Below are 14,540 nucleotides of genomic sequence, written 5' to 3' on the forward strand. Positions count from 1 at the left end.
AAATTAAGGGGGGTTGTCCGTGAAGAAAAAATTAGATGTTCTCATTATCGGCGCCGGGCCAACCGGCTTGACACTCGCACTCGCACTCTCGCGCTATGGACTATCCTTTCGCATCATCGAACGAGCGAGCGGTCCATCTGTCGTCTCAAAAGCAATCGGTATTCAAGCCCGCTCACTTGAACTGTTTGCACGCCTCGGCGTAGCGGAAGACTTGATGGAGAATGCCATTAAGATCAATCAGGGTAACCTTTATGTGAACGGGGCGTGGCAGGCAAAACTCGATTTTACTGATTTGAATACACCTTTTCCATTCGTTACGCTCCTGCCGCAAAGTGAAACGGAGCGCATTCTTGAGGCACAACTCGCCGCACACGGTCATACGGTTGAACGGGAGACGGAATTGACTGGATTTGCACAGTTCCCGACATTCGTCACAGCCTCTTTGCAACATAAGGGAGAAACGGAAATCGTGGATGCTTCGTTCATCATCGGAGCAGATGGTGCGAATAGCTTCGTTCGCAAGGAACTTGGTCTTCCGTTTAGCGGAAAATCCTTTAAGGAATCCTGGGCGCTCGCGGATATCGAAGTCGACTGGCCCTTGTCCTCAGAAGAAGTGCATATCTTTTTCTCTGATAACGGGGTCATCGAATCGTTCCCACTGCAATCGAACCTGTTCCGGATTACTGGTAATTTAACGAATGGTCCGGTTCCAACGGATCATAATGCAATCGACGATTTCCTAAAGAACCGAGCCAAAGTCCCGTTTCACCTTAAGAAGGTCCATTGGTATTCCATGTTCCGTGTCCATAACCGAATCATCGAAAAGTTTGGTCATCACCGGATTTATTTGATTGGTGACGCAGCACACATCAATTCACCAGTCGGCGGTCAAGGCATGAATACAGGAATTGCTGATGCAATGAATCTCGCTTGGAAGTTATGGTGTGTCCATCAATTCAAAGCTAGTTTTCCTTTGCTTGATTCCTACAGTGTTGAACGGCGGGAAGCGGCGCAAGGTATTTTACGTTCGACGAATCTTGCGACGGAACTTTTGCAACTCAACATTCCCTTCCTCTTACCATTACAGGAAAAAGTCATTCGAAATAGCCTTAAAATCGCACCGTTACACCATTTTGTAACGAATCGGATCGCGCAGCTCAACAGCCATTATCCGACCAGTCCGACATTCGTTACGCAAGGACATTTCAGTCCGCTGACCCCTAAACCGGGTGAGCCGATGCCATATAGTGAAGTCGTCCATCCACGAACGAAAAAGAATGAATTGTTATTACGTCGTGCAGACCGGAACTTTCTATTATTGTTGTTCCTGCCTAAAGGAGCAACGGACACCTTACTTGAACCTTTTAAGGAACTCGCCTATACGTATCCGGATCTTTTCGAAACCGTTCCGATTCATCAGTCGCTAAAAGAAGACGGTGTCGTTGACCAAGGCGGAGAATTGGCTCGTCGTTTTGGGATCAAACAATCCGGTCTTTACCTGATTCGACCAGATGGCTATATCGCTTACCGCCAACAAGGATTAAAAAGTAAATCATTCGCCCGTTACGTTGAACGTTTACTTTATGCGCGGTAAATCGGTATGATAGGTATGAGGTGAAGACAGCTATGGATATCCAAACAGTTCGAACAGGCTTGATCATTCTATTGATCATCGCTTTTCTCATCATCGTCATAAAGCGGACGAGAGAAAATCTTCGATGGTCCTTGCTTGGAGAAGCATTCGGGGACAAAGGAGAGGATTTATTGAAGGACGCATCACATCTTGAAGCAGCACATCTTGAAATCCGGGTCGAACGTGGCATTAAAACATCTTTTTTATTCCGCCGTTTCAGCAAAGAATTAGATGACCGTGTTGCCGTCTACGTCTTGAGAGAAGATCGGGAACAAGCTGAAGATATTTTGGCAACGCGCTCTAGACGTTGAGCCTATGAAACATGATCAAAAGGCAGTGAGTACACTACTCGCTGCCTTTTGCTCATGTTTGATGTTGTGCTAGGTAAAACGCGACTTGCTTTCGTTCACGTTCACGAACAGGAGAAGATTTTTTTGAGACGACGAATGTCCGAACATCTTGATAGGAATCGCCAATTGGAAACTTTATCCGTTCCGTTCGCATACGCTGCGCTTTAGGAAAGAGGACGATCGAATGAATGGGCAGCGTCAGACCTTGTTGTTTTAATGCTTTTCGGACAACTTGTACCGTTCGTTTCGCTTGATCAATCGGATGTGGTACGTGAGAGCGGCGTCCGTGACCAGAAGCTACGACCTGACAGGACTCCTCTGTCATCCACTCCACATCCAACTCATTTCGGAAAATAAGAAAAAGACCTTTCGGACCAATCAGCGCATACGGAATCATTGTTTCGCCGGTAAGACGAATACGTTCGAACAACATCCAATCAAAACGACACACGTGACGGATTTCATTACAGAGTGCTTCTGTCTCATATCCATTCGTTGGCTGCACCTGTTTTCCTGCGAACAGTCGACGGCGGGGTGTCTCTTTTACAGGGCTTGTCATGACTTGGAGCATGAATCATCATCCTTTGTAGTATGTATTATTGATTATCTTAACACCCTTTTCCTCCAGATGACGATTCTTTCAAAAAGAAGGGAATCAAAAAAGACATTTCTGCAACTGGGTCAGAAATGTCTTTTACCGTATCAATCTTGATGAGGACGTCCGAAAACGGCTTTCTCCAAGTTCGAAATACGACGAAGCATATCATAGTTCGATGAACTAGAGACTTGCGGCTCCGCTTGTTCGACGCGACGCTCTTCCCGTCGCTCTGGTTGAGCCGATGCTTGTTTCAACGCCTCATTTTCTTTCTTCAGACGTTCGATTTCACGTTCGAATCCTTCATAATCTTTAATGATTTGATCCAAGTATCCGTCGACATCCTCGATGACATAGCCACGAAGGCCGGTTTTGAATTCCTTTTTGTAAATATCGTCCGCTGTCAACAATGGCTTATACATCCTCTTCACTCCCACTGATCATTGTATTGTAATTCTTGTTCGAGCCAAGACAAATCATCTTGTGTGATTAAAAACAATTGGTAATCGGATTGTTCCATTTCCATTCTAGCACGCTCTACTAAAAATTTCGCGGATCCTCCGTGTTCTTCATCAAAAACCGATAACAACCCTTGGCTTTTTTGAATCATGAACTCGGTTTTATTACGCAACTGGGATGGATCCGTATAGGGTTTCTGGCTGATGGCCTCGACGAAGTCGGCTTGTTCAAGAATCGACAGATACTGTGCTTGAACCGGTTCTTTCCAACGTGCTTCCTGCTCTAAAAAGGGTAAGAGAATTCCTAGCCGGATGTCAGGATATTCTTCTTTCAGCTCAAGAATGACTTCGCACGCCCAGAGTTCACAACCGGGTGACGCACTCGTGATGAACCATTCTGTTCCTCGATCTTCAATCAAGCGAATCATCCGTTCCCGATATGCTGCCTTTAGGACGCGAATACCTGGATGTTTTTGATCAAAGATGCCTAATTCATTCGGCTTGTATCCCGTGACGGCGATAACTTTCACGACTCACACTTCCTTTTCAACCGGCGTTCTCGATGATCAATCTCTGCTAAAATTCGTTCTTTTTTCGTGATTAACCAATGATGACGCTCGACTTGCTGTCGTGCTTGTTCAGTATAATCATAAGCAAGCACCGGGTCTTTTGCAATGTGCTCCGCCCATTTCGCAAGTTCGATATAACCCAAGTAACTGTCGCTCTTTAAGAAACAATCCCGAGCTTGTTCGTGATTGTTCATTTTTTTATGCAAATATCCTTGGCGCAGCCATCCTTCAGCCGATAAGTCTTTAACCTGTTGAAAATGGGCATGAGATCCTTCATGGATTCCAAGATCGGCTAACCAAATCGCGATGTTCTCTTGGATCGGTGAAGGTGCCTCCGCCCGATGCGTGACGAGGCGGTTGCATGCATCGTAAAGTCCGACGAGTGTTAAACAGTCATCAAGGTGATGTTGCAAGACGCCCGTCATGATATCGGGATGTTGGTGTTCGACATACTGAAAATAATGCATCGGTGCTAAAAATCCAGGTAAGTCCCCTTCCCGCTCAAATCCGATTCGCTCTTCCATCGCCGTCAAGCGATACGAGTCATACATCCCTTTAAAAATCCGCCGCGCGACATGCAGAAGATCCAGATGACCGACTTTCGGCAAGCGGGGCACACGTTCACGGACAAAGACATGCCGTGTCTTGATTTGCGGCCAATCAAAACTTTTCCCATTATAGGTCACGAACCGGACATCCTCTCCGATATCGTGTAGAAAGTGATGATAAAAGGCAGCTTCAAAGTGCGGATGCGGCAAAAAATATTGCCGCATCAGTAAACCGCCCTGTTCGAAGCGGGCGAATCCGAGTAAGAAAATCGTCGTTCCGGTGCCACGCAACCCTGTTGTCTCGGTATCAAAAAAGATGACTTGTTCTAATGGAACATCGAGGGCAAGTGGTGGATGAGGTAACTGGAGTGATTCATAGACTTCGGCAAAACTCCGGTCTCCATGCCGGTCCGTAAGGGTATACCGTTTATCGATTCGAACGATCCATTCTTCTTCGAATGTTAAGATGTCAGCTCCCCGATCAATCCAGGCTTGTTGTTCTTCCGTCCATCCGATTGGTGTCTTCGGTGTTTCCGTTTCTGACGCAATAGGCGTCTGACTTTCCGGGACATCCGATGTAGATTTCAGCATTCGTCTCAGACGATTTTTCATGATAACCCCTTCTCCATTTCTGATAACAACTGAATCGTTCGTTCTTTTTCATCTGCTACTCCGACCATGCCGATACATGCCGGACAACCATCCTGGCACGGGCATGTCACGATTGAATCGCGGGCAGCACGCAACATGACACCGCGTTGTTTGTAGATGGATTGTGCTAGTCCGACGCCCCCCGGATACCGGTCATACAGATAAACGGTCGGCTGTTGTGTATGTGTCGCCTTGACTTGCGGTACGACGAAAACATCACTGGCATCACACATCAAGTACAGTGGGGCGACACGCCGCAGGCTATTTGCGACGCCTTCTAACACTTGTTCAAGCTCCGTCGAGGATCGGGCGTGATCCGGTAATGTAAACCATACTCCCGTCGTATGAATTTCCCGTTCCGGCAGATGAATTGGACCAGAGCCGATGTTTTCATGGGTGCCAAACTTAATTTTCTTGAACATCGTCGCCATCCCCCGCACACTCACGTCTCCACGAGCCACACTATATTCGCCTTCAGCATATCGTTCATCTTCTTCGAGCACGGAGAGATCAACTGAAAAATTAGCATCCGTATAATAATCGACGTCCACCGCACGCACGAACGCTTTTTTCTCTTCAAAATCCAAATGCTCGACTTGATATTGATCCGCTCCGTGAAGATAGATGGCCTCGTCATGTAACAACGTCATCGCACTGAACGTATCCATCTCACCGATGACACGATTCGGTACCTCTGTCTGATCGACGATGATGACATTCTCTTGATCGCTCGAACGAAGCGATATCCCATGTGCCGGAAATGCGTCATTCATCCAGTAATAGCGTTCGCCTCGTTCATGTAAGACACGTTCTTCGACGAGATATTCTAAAATATCTTCTGTTTCAAGCGTCCCGAATGATTCTCCTTTTGAGAAAGGTAACTCGAACGCAGCACATTTGACGTGATCGACGGCTATGATCAGATTATCTGGATCGAGTCGAGCCGCCTCCGGGGATTGATTCAAAAATAACTCCGGTCGTTCGGCAACGTATTGATCGAGCATCCCGGAAGAAGCAACAAGGATGATTAAGGCATCGTCTTGACGGCGTCCTGCCCGCCCTGCCTGTTGCCAAAGGGAAGCAATTGTTCCCGGGTACCCGTTCATGATACAGACTTGAAGTTGTCCGATGTCGACCCCTAGTTCGAGCGCATTCGTCGAGACGATTCCTGTGATCTCGCCTTGGCGTAACCGCCGTTCAATATCACGTCGTTCACTCGGCAAATAGCCTCCCCGATATCCCTCGATGGATCGTGGACCAAGTTCATGCGGATAGATGCTTCGCAAATAGGTCAATAACACTTCGACCCGGACACGGGAACGGGCAAAGACGATCGTTTGAAACTTTTTCTTGATGAATCGCATCGCTAATTGCTTCGTCTCAAGCGTCGCCGAACGTCGAATGCCGAGCTGTGCGTTGACGATCGGCGGTTGATAGACTAGAAAATGTTTACGTCCTGTCGGTGCACCATTCTCATCAATCAGACCGACTGTTTTTTCCGTTAATCGTTCCGCCAGCTCCTGGGGATTGGCAATCGTTGCACTCGTCATGATGAAAACGGGATCACTTCCATAATACCGGCAAATTCGACGTAAGCGCCGAATGACGTTGGCAACGTGGCTGCCAAACACTCCTCGGTACGTGTGTAACTCATCAATGACGATATACTTCAAATTCTCGAATAGTTCAATCCATTTCGTATGATGCGGCAAAATACCGGAATGTAACATATCCGGATTCGTAATGACGATATTTCCCGCCTTTCGTACTTTCGTCCGAACCGTCGGAGATGTATCACCATCATAGGTAAAACATCGAATCGGTGCTTCGAGCTGGTCGATCATTTCAAGCAATTCACTATTTTGATCTTGCGCGAGCGCTTTTGTCGGGTAAAGGTACAATGCCCGAGCAGTCGGATGCTGCAAGAGATGTGACAAGACCGGCAAATTAAAGCAATAGGTCTTTCCTGAAGCGGTCGGGGTAACGATGACTGTCGACTCGCCAGCTTGAACACGCTCAAACGCCAATCCCTGGTGACGATAGAGCTGCGTAATACCGCGTGTTCGTAAGGCTTGCCGTAATTTTTCGGGTAATCGTTCTGGAAAATCAACATAGCGCCCCGCTGTCGCTTCCATTGTTTTCATATACGTAATCCGTTCCATAAAGGAGCGGTCTTGTTTTAGTTCTTCGAGAAACGCAACGAGCGTCTGCTTCGCTTGCATGGCTTCACTCCCTTCCATCCTTCATTATACAAAAAAAGAGGCAAGACCAAAGAACGATCTACTCGTCTTTGGTCTTGTCTATCTTTGCAAATGTCACTTATGGGGTTGTAGTATCCGTAGAATCATTTCCACGGCCATTGTTTGAATTGGAATTGTTATTTCGCTCTGTTGAACCGTTTGAATTGTTTTGAGCGTTCGCTCCATCATTTGAATTCGGTGTATCTGTTGCTGGTTCGTCCGTCGTTGGTTCGTCCGTCGTCGGCTCATCCGTTGTCGGTTCGTCCGTCGTCGGCTCATCCGTCGTCGGCTCATCCGTCGTCGGCTCATCCGTCGTCGGTTCATCCGTTGTCGGCTCATCCGTTGTCGGTTCATCCGTCGTCGGTTCGTCCGTCGTCGGTTCATCCGTTGTCGGTTTTTCTTCCTCAGGATCTGCGACGGTCACTGTCGTCGTGACTGGTCCAGATTCCTCACCGGATGCTTTCGCGATGACCTGGAACGTTGATCGTCCTGGTTTTAGACCGCTGATACCAATCCGATTCGTCGTACTCGTCCCGACTTTAGACGTTTTTCCATCAGCGTCCGTCATTGAGACCTCGAATGAAACATTGTCATAACCATTGGCACGAAGCGCAGCGTCATTGTAGTTCCACGTCAATTCACCGCTCTTTGTGTCCTCATCGTAAGATGCTTGTAATCCAGTCGGAGCGGGTACTGTCTTTTTTTCAACGACAGGTTCCTTCGTCCCTTTCACGTACAGTTCATTGCCGATGCTAAGAACAGAACTTGGCTGTTCGAACGGCGCTGGTGTACGATCTCGTGTTTTCGTAATGAAGTCTTTCCAGATTTGCTGTGCCATCGTGCTATTATACGGACCGCTCAGTCCAGAACCATTGTTGTTTCCGGATTTTGTCGTTCCCGTCCAGACACTGATTGATACATCAGATGTATATCCGGCAAACCAAACGTCTTTATACGAGTTCGTCGTCCCGGTCTTACCGGCTGCATCAAACGATAAGCCAGCACTTGGGAATGTACCGCCTGGTTTTAAGACGTCACGTAACATATCCGTCAACATGTAAGCTGTATAGTCTTCCATCGCTTTTTTCGATTTGACTGGTGATTTGATTTTTGAGCCGTCACTGTACTCGATCGATTTGATGACGTGTGGCTTAATATAATCGCCCCCGTTACCAAGCGTCGCATACGCACCGGCCATTTGTGTCGTGTTAAAACCATGCTTCATGCCACCGATGGCATAAGCTGGCGAAATCGACTCATCGTCTTTCATTTTCAAGCCAGATTTTGCAGCGAACGCTTCGACTGCATCCCCACCAATTTCTTGGAACGTTTGAATGGCTGGTGTATTTGCTGAAATCTTCAACCAATGGCGAATCGTGTTCGTTCCACGGTATCCGTCGTAATAGTTTCCAATTTCTTTTCCATTGACTTCAATCGGTTTATCCGTCAACTGTTTCGCTGTTGACCATTTATCGTTTTCGATTGCTGGACCATACGCGAAGAACGGTTTTGCAGAAGAACCCGGTTGATGCGGTTCATTAGCGTAGTTTCGGCGTGACGTACCTTTCCCAGGATTTTTTCCGTCGACGATGGCAAGCACCTCACCGGTCTGGGTATTGATCGCTGTTGCAGCGGTTTCTGCATATTCCGGCAAATTCACGATTTGATCTTTTTTAATTGCTTCATTCATATAATCATGCATCGGTTTATCAATCGACGTATAGATCTTTAACCCTTGCCCGTAAATATCTTTCCCGTCTAGTCCGAAATCATCTTCAAGTTCTTTCGTCACCATATCGAAGATGACATTGTCATACGACTCGTCCTTCGTCGACTTCGGTGCCGGGTTGATTAATTTTGAAATCGGTTGTTTTACTGCCTTATCCCGCTGAGCCTCTGAAATGACACCCGTCGTCTGCATCGCATTGAGGACTTGTGTCTGACGCCATTTCGTCAATTTCGGATCCCCTTTAATCGGATCGTAGGCTGTCGGACGTTGTGGGAGTCCAGCAAGCATCGCTGCTTCGGCATAATTCAACTTATCGACGGGTTTATTGAAATAGGCTTTCGAAGCCGTCTGAATTCCAAAGGCATTTTGACCATAATAGTTTTTGTTCAAGTACATTTCTAAAATCTGGTCTTTCGTGTAATCCTGCTCTAACCGAATTGCGAGCCATTGCTCTTGTACTTTTCGGGTAATCGTCTTGTCAAAACTGAGGAATGACTGTTTGACGACCTGTTGCGTGATTGTTGAAGCCCCTTCGGATCCGAATCCATCGGTGACGTTGGCGATGATGGCACCACCAAGGCGACGGAAATCGATGCCGTTGTGCTGATAAAAGCGACGGTCCTCAATCGAGATGAACGCATCTTTGACGACTTCCGGCACTTCATCGATCGACACATACTCGCGACTCGTTCCGCCTTTCGTAATTTCTTCCTTATTACTTGCATAAATCTTTAACGGTAATGCATCACGAAGTTCAGCCTCATCCAGTTCTGGTGCCGTAGCAATCGCATAAGCGGCAAAGCCGCCGCCAATCAACATCATCAGGATGAATAATCCGGTAGCAATCAATAATAACTTTTTCCAGAGTGGACCTTTTCCACCGGAACCGCCACCCGATGTTTTCTTTTGAGGACGTTTTGCCCGTTTACTCTTTTTTTCAGATGACTTCGTCTCTTCTCGACGTGCGACACGACTTCTTTCCATATGCTATCCTTCTCCTTCAACCAATAATGTCTGAATTGAAATATAGTTCGTCCACTGCCTGTAAATAATCAATGGCAGGGTACGCGCCAGTCTCGACTTTTATCCCGTCTTGTTCGATTGCCGAAAGCGGAATCGATTTCCGACCGCTTTCTAGCTGATCCCACCAGGGGAACACATGCTCGACGGAAAGCACATATTGCACATTATACAGACTGAATCGAATGATGACAAAACAAATTCCTCCATGTTCGACACATTGACGCATGTGTGCGATTTGATGGGGGTGAAAGTTTTTTATGGGAAAGGACGTCTTGTTCGTCGTTTCCTTTGCTTCAAAATCAATATACTTTCCACGATAGACGCCATTATAGTCCGTCGTTGACGGTTGTTTGAAATACGCCTCCTTAACAACGGCAGCAGACCGTTTCGGATAATCCACTTGAACGATTTGTAACGGAGTGGGTTTCTTGTGAATGATTGCCCGATTATGCGTCAAGTAAAACGTATTACTTTCATTCAATAGTTTTTCCAGTGTCATGCCTCGGTTCGAAAACGTCGAAGCAGTCGAACGTGCCTTCTTGATTTGATCACCATGCGACTCGAGTGGCTTTTGAAATTTTTTCCCATTCGGGTAATTCAAAACGATTCCCCTCCTATCGCGTTTATTGTACCATGATATGTGATTGTACCGTATCGGCCGAGAGGAGTAGTTAAAAACCAATGACAATTGAACCGTTATTACAAGAGATTGAACGTATCTATCAAGCAGGACGTGCCGGAACCGAATATGACTTCAATCGAGATGTCGTGCCGTTCGTTGAACGGGCCGATCAATTGATAGCTGAGTGGCAAATGAATGCCCAAGATAGTCCTTACTTACGACCGAACATGGTTGAAAGTGCCGTTGATCAACTGAAGCAGATTTCTGTCCAAGCCTTTCAACCGAAAACAAGCCTGAAACGTTTTAATGAAACGATTAAATCCGTTCGTTATATTGATCGATTAATGAACGGTGAAGAATAACAATTAAAAAACAGGAATTATCTTCCTTGAGTCGAACATCTTATCATATGAGGAAATGTTTCTAAGTTTCCACTTGTCGGGCTATAGCTTTTCAGCCGCCTAGCGTGTAAAGTGGCATCAAGAGCATTTCTTTTTAAAAGACTGTGTAATTATCGTGCAATTGGAGGAGATTCATTTGAACAAACGGGTACAATTGAACGTCAAAGGCGTTGATGTCAAAGGATTTCCTAAGAACTCAAGCCCTGCCCCGAAGAAATACATCATGTTCGTCGACGAGACGGGAACACCGAAAGGGAATACACAATTTAACTTAACGGGTGTCTTGATGGAATATAAATATGCCATCGATTCGGATGAGACGGGTGAACCGAGTCCGCTTCGTCAACGTTTGATGGATTTCAAGGCAAAAGTCTTTGAGGATCCACACATCCCGCTTCACTTAAAAGAGATTTTAAAAGCCGAACATCCATATGGGAAAGAAGACGGGATCACGATTGATATGCTACGTCACTTTTGGGTCGCCTTACCTGAATTTTTAGTTGACATCGACTGCACGATTGTCAGCGTCGAAGTCGATAAACAGAAGCTTCAAGACTTCTTCTCGACACCGAAGGATCCGTATGTCGTGGCCTTCGCCCATCTGATGAAGTCATTCTATTCCTTCCTTGATGAAACAGAAGCGACGAGTGCACGCGTCGTCCTTGAAAGTCGTGACGATTATCAGAACTTGCTGATTCAAAAGGCTTTCTTCGATATCTTCAATTCAGGAACGGTCCATCTCGACGTCGAAAAAAGTCGTCAAAAAATCAAAGGCTTCATCTTTGCTGAAAAAGACAGCGACCTCTACCAATCTGGTCTTGAGATTGCCGATTTGGTCTGCTTACCTTTATCCCGCGTTCGTCGTGGTGTCATTGAGGTAAAACCACGGTTTGTCCATTATGGGGACGAAAACCGGATTTTTAAGGCCATCAAAGATAAGATTTACATTCGTCGCGATAGCCCGGACCAAGATTTCCGAAACTGGGGTTTCAAGAAGGTACCGATCACGAAAAAGCGTCGTGAGTGGTCAGACACTCCCTGGAATGGGTAATGACATAAAAAAGTGGATCCCTTACGGGGTCCACTTTTTTATGGTGTCGCTAAACCTTTTGTCCGCTTTTTCCCCTCTCGACACATGTCGAGTAATGGGCACGCTTCACAGTTCGGACGTTGTGCCTTACAGTGATACCGTCCGAAGAAGATGAATTGATGATGCAGTTTTGACCAACGCTCGCGTTTGAATCGTCGCATGAGTGTTGCCTCGACCTGTGTGACGTTATCTTTCCAGCGACAGATCCCGAGGCGCTTTGAGACGCGTTCAACGTGCGTATCGACCGCAAATGCCGGAACGTCAAAGGCGACAGATAAGACGACGTTTGCCGTCTTGCGTCCGACGCCTGGCAGTGCCTCTAGTCCGGCTCGTTCCGTCGGGACTTCACCGTCATGTTGCGCAAGAAGTTGTGCCGCCAGTGCCTTGATGTTTTTTGCTTTGTTCCGGTACAATCCAAGTCGTTTGATTTTATCCTCAATTTCCTCGACGGGTGCTGCAGCGAGCGAAGCGGGATCCGGATACGCCGCGAACAATCCAGGTGTCACCTGATTGACGAGCACGTCGGTCGCTTGTGCACTCAGTGCAACGGCGACGACCAGTTCGAATGGATTCCGATGGATCAGCTCACAAAAGGCATCCGGAAACATCTCTTCTAACGTCGCTTCAATCCGATCGATTTCTGCCTTCCGTAACATCTTCTTAACCTCCCCGCGCCGCGAGATCCTCAAGCGTCTTGATGCCTTCACGTTCCCACGTTCGCAGAATTTGATTGATATAGGTCATCTTACGGACATTATGATAGACCGCTTCTCGCAGTGCAGCGAGCACCAGTTCTTCCGAAATATTCTCGATCGTCAGCCACTGGATGATCTGCTCCATTTGAAACGGTGACATCATGCCGAGTTCCCGTTCGAATTGTTGGAAAACGGACGGGTTGATCGTATCAAAATTCGGTGCTTCCTGTTCCGGTGGTGCCATCAGTTTTTCGTAAAGCGGAACCAGTGAATAACGCTCTGAGCCACTGACGTTCTCCATCGCAAGCAGTCCTTTTTGCAGTAGACCTAGTGTCGTCTCAATCGTTTCCGTCTCTGACAGTCCGAGTCGGTTACTCAACTCTTCCGGAGACGGCATTTCCATCCCTTCCGCCCGACAAGCGAACAGTTGACCAATTAACGTGAACTCGACGAAGCTAATGCCCAGACGTTTTGCCTCCGTAAACAACCGCTTCGGTAAGACGACCGTCCCCTCTTCGAATAATTGAATTAAATTATGATTCATCGTATTTCCTCGATTCTCTAGTCTAAACAAGAAATCGACCCGTCGAGACGATGGGTCGATGTTTTTCTTTGCTGCTTATGGATAGAGACGGTTCAGCAGACGTGGGAACGGAATCGTTTCCCGAACGTGCTCGACGCCTGTGATCCAAGCGACTGTCCGCTCTAAACCAAGACCAAAGCCACTGTGCGGAACAGATCCATATTGACGTGTTTCGAGATACCATTTGTAGGCACCTGTCTCGTCAAGACCATGTTTCTTCATCTCAGCGAGCAGTTTTTCATGATCTTCCTCACGTTGTGAACCACCGACGATTTCCCCGTATCCTTCAGGCGCAATCAAATCATCACATAAGACGAAGTCTGGGTTTTCCGGATCTTCCTTCATGTAGAACGGTTTGATTGCTTTTGGCCAGTGCGTGATGAAGACAGGACGTGCGAAGCTGTTTGCGATCGCTGTCTCGTGTGGGGCACCAAAATCATCGCCGAATTCGATATCGTCGAACCCTTGTTCTTTGAGCATGTCGATTGCTTCCGTGTACTTGACACGTGGGAACGGTGCTTTAATGTTTTCAAGGACCGTTAAGTCACGCCCAAGTAATTCAAGTTCAGCGCGGCAGTTCTTCAGTGCCGACTGCACGAGGTGCGAAACATAGTTTTCTTGGACTTCGAGGTTCATCTCGTGATCGTGGAATGCCATCTCCGGCTCCATCATCCAGAATTCGATCAAGTGACGACGTGTTTTTGATTTTTCAGCACGGAACGTCGGGCCGAACGAGAAGACCTTTCCAAGTGCCATTGCTGCTGCTTCCATGTAAAGCTGACCGGATTGTGACAGGTACGCATCTTCATCGAAATATTTCGTGTGGAACAATTCTGTTGTTCCTTCTGGTGCGCTACCGGTCAAGATTGGCGGATCGACCTTGATGAATCCTTCTTGGTTGAAGAATTCGTACGTTGCACGAATCAATTCGTTCCGAACGACCATGACTGCATGCTGACGCTTTGAACGTAACCAAAGGTGACGGTTATCCATCAAGAAGTCCGTTCCGTGTGCTTTTGGTGTAATCGGATAATCAACTGCTTCATGGATAAGTTCAATCTTTGAAATTTCCATTTCATGACCGATTGCTGTCCGACCGCCATCAGATTTGATGACACCTGTCACCCAAAGTGATGATTCCTGCGTTAAGCCTTTTGCTTGCTTGAACAAGTCTTCACCGACCGTTTCTTTGACGACGACACCCTGCATGAAACCAGAGCCATCTCGCAGTTGAAGGAAGGCGATTTTACCGCTTGAGCGTTTGTTCGCTAACCAACACCCAATCGTCACTTCTTCTCCTACATATTTGTTTACATCCCGAATCATTGCTTTCAACAGTCAACATCCTCTCTC

14 protein-coding genes are annotated in these 14,540 nt (G+C 47.0%); 4 read left to right on the forward strand and 10 right to left on the reverse strand.

Annotation, left to right across the window (positions count from 1 at the left end):
• The first annotated feature begins 19 nt into the window (after positions 1-19).
• Positions 20-1,594 (forward strand): FAD-dependent monooxygenase, encoded by a 1,575-nt coding sequence (locus tag ACRPK8_RS03275; protein WP_432236918.1) that lies wholly within the window; start codon positions 20-22, stop codon positions 1,592-1,594.
• 32 nt (positions 1,595-1,626) lie between these two features.
• The gene (locus ACRPK8_RS03280; RefSeq protein WP_432236919.1) at positions 1,627-1,944 is read left to right on the forward strand and encodes a hypothetical protein; all 318 of its coding nucleotides are present in this window, start codon (positions 1,627-1,629) and stop codon (positions 1,942-1,944) included.
• A 52-nt stretch (positions 1,945-1,996) separates the two neighbouring features.
• Here ACRPK8_RS03280 and ACRPK8_RS03285 read toward each other — a convergent pair whose 3' ends face one another.
• The 7 genes from ACRPK8_RS03285 to recU all read right to left on the reverse strand — a co-directional run bounded on the left by ACRPK8_RS03285 (position 1,997) and on the right by recU (position 10,403).
• Positions 1,997-2,554 (reverse strand): nuclease-related domain-containing protein, encoded by a 558-nt coding sequence (locus ACRPK8_RS03285; RefSeq protein WP_432236920.1) that lies wholly within the window; start codon positions 2,552-2,554, stop codon positions 1,997-1,999.
• 131 nt (positions 2,555-2,685) lie between these two features.
• On the reverse strand, positions 2,686-3,000 hold the full coding sequence (gene gpsB, locus ACRPK8_RS03290; RefSeq protein WP_432236921.1) for a cell division regulator GpsB: 315 nt from the start codon (positions 2,998-3,000) through the stop codon (positions 2,686-2,688).
• A gap of 5 nt (positions 3,001-3,005) precedes the next feature.
• Entirely contained in the window at positions 3,006-3,566 is a 561-nt protein-coding gene (locus ACRPK8_RS03295; RefSeq protein WP_432236922.1) for an SLOG family protein, read from the reverse strand.
• Positions 3,563-4,744, reverse strand: a complete 1,182-nt coding sequence (locus ACRPK8_RS03300; protein WP_432236923.1) for a ribonuclease H-like domain-containing protein — start codon at positions 4,742-4,744, stop codon at positions 3,563-3,565. The genes ACRPK8_RS03295 and ACRPK8_RS03300 overlap by 4 nt, the downstream gene beginning before the upstream one ends.
• Before the next feature lie 17 nt (positions 4,745-4,761).
• Positions 4,762-7,026, reverse strand: a complete 2,265-nt coding sequence (locus ACRPK8_RS03305) for a DEAD/DEAH box helicase (RefSeq protein WP_432236924.1) — start codon at positions 7,024-7,026, stop codon at positions 4,762-4,764.
• A gap of 97 nt (positions 7,027-7,123) precedes the next feature.
• Positions 7,124-9,757 carry a PBP1A family penicillin-binding protein gene (locus tag ACRPK8_RS03310; protein WP_432236925.1) on the reverse strand — a complete coding sequence of 878 codons (2,634 nt, stop codon included), beginning with the start codon at positions 9,755-9,757 and terminating at the stop codon, positions 7,124-7,126.
• A 16-nt stretch (positions 9,758-9,773) separates the two neighbouring features.
• Positions 9,774-10,403 (reverse strand): Holliday junction resolvase RecU, encoded by a 630-nt coding sequence (gene recU / locus ACRPK8_RS03315; protein ID WP_432237133.1) that lies wholly within the window; start codon positions 10,401-10,403, stop codon positions 9,774-9,776.
• Positions 10,404-10,477: 74 nt separating this feature from the next.
• On the opposite strand from recU, the gene ACRPK8_RS03320 reads away from it, so the two are divergent.
• Positions 10,478-10,780: a DUF1798 family protein gene (locus tag ACRPK8_RS03320; protein WP_432236926.1), complete on the forward strand. Its 303-nt coding sequence runs from the start codon at positions 10,478-10,480 to the stop codon at positions 10,778-10,780.
• A gap of 175 nt (positions 10,781-10,955) precedes the next feature.
• A complete protein-coding gene (locus ACRPK8_RS03325) occupies positions 10,956-11,870 on the forward strand; it encodes a DUF3800 domain-containing protein (protein WP_432236927.1) in 915 nt (304 codons plus the stop codon).
• A 38-nt stretch (positions 11,871-11,908) separates the two neighbouring features.
• On the opposite strand, the gene nth is transcribed toward ACRPK8_RS03325, so the two are convergent.
• The 3 genes from nth to asnS form a co-directional block, all read right to left on the reverse strand.
• Complete coding sequence (nth, locus tag ACRPK8_RS03330; protein ID WP_023468615.1) at positions 11,909-12,565, reverse strand: endonuclease III; 657 nt, start codon at positions 12,563-12,565, stop codon at positions 11,909-11,911.
• Between the two features lie 4 nt (positions 12,566-12,569).
• Entirely contained in the window at positions 12,570-13,148 is a 579-nt protein-coding gene (locus ACRPK8_RS03335; RefSeq protein WP_432236928.1) for a DnaD domain-containing protein, read from the reverse strand.
• A 75-nt stretch (positions 13,149-13,223) separates the two neighbouring features.
• Positions 13,224-14,513 carry an asparagine--tRNA ligase gene (asnS, locus tag ACRPK8_RS03340; RefSeq protein WP_432237134.1) on the reverse strand — a complete coding sequence of 430 codons (1,290 nt, stop codon included), beginning with the start codon at positions 14,511-14,513 and terminating at the stop codon, positions 13,224-13,226.
• Between the last annotated feature and the right edge of the window lie 27 nt (positions 14,514-14,540).

It is taken from the genome of Exiguobacterium sp. TDN 0502 (assembly GCF_050846835.1).
Taxonomy (GTDB): domain Bacteria; phylum Bacillota; class Bacilli; order Exiguobacteriales; family Exiguobacteriaceae; genus Exiguobacterium_A.

What these genes read in the sequence shown, in the direction of transcription:
- nth (WP_023468615.1), bottom strand. Translation starts at nt 12,565, where the DNA reads ATGTTACGGAAGGCAGAAATCGATCGGATTGAAGCGACGTTAGAAGAG.
- ACRPK8_RS03335 (WP_432236928.1), bottom strand. Translation starts at nt 13,148, where the DNA reads ATGAATCATAATTTAATTCAATTATTCGAAGAGGGGACGGTCGTCTTA.
- ACRPK8_RS03305 (WP_432236924.1), bottom strand. Translation starts at nt 7,026, where the DNA reads ATGCAAGCGAAGCAGACGCTCGTTGCGTTTCTCGAAGAACTAAAACAA.
- ACRPK8_RS03280 (WP_432236919.1), top strand. Translation starts at nt 1,627, where the DNA reads ATGGATATCCAAACAGTTCGAACAGGCTTGATCATTCTATTGATCATC.
- ACRPK8_RS03310 (WP_432236925.1), bottom strand. Translation starts at nt 9,757, where the DNA reads ATGGAAAGAAGTCGTGTCGCACGTCGAGAAGAGACGAAGTCATCTGAA.
- ACRPK8_RS03320 (WP_432236926.1), top strand. Translation starts at nt 10,478, where the DNA reads ATGACAATTGAACCGTTATTACAAGAGATTGAACGTATCTATCAAGCA.
- gpsB (WP_432236921.1), bottom strand. Translation starts at nt 3,000, where the DNA reads ATGTATAAGCCATTGTTGACAGCGGACGATATTTACAAAAAGGAATTC.
- asnS (WP_432237134.1), bottom strand. Translation starts at nt 14,513, where the DNA reads ATGATTCGGGATGTAAACAAATATGTAGGAGAAGAAGTGACGATTGGG.
- ACRPK8_RS03285 (WP_432236920.1), bottom strand. Translation starts at nt 2,554, where the DNA reads ATGCTCCAAGTCATGACAAGCCCTGTAAAAGAGACACCCCGCCGTCGA.
- ACRPK8_RS03300 (WP_432236923.1), bottom strand. Translation starts at nt 4,744, where the DNA reads ATGCTGAAATCTACATCGGATGTCCCGGAAAGTCAGACGCCTATTGCG.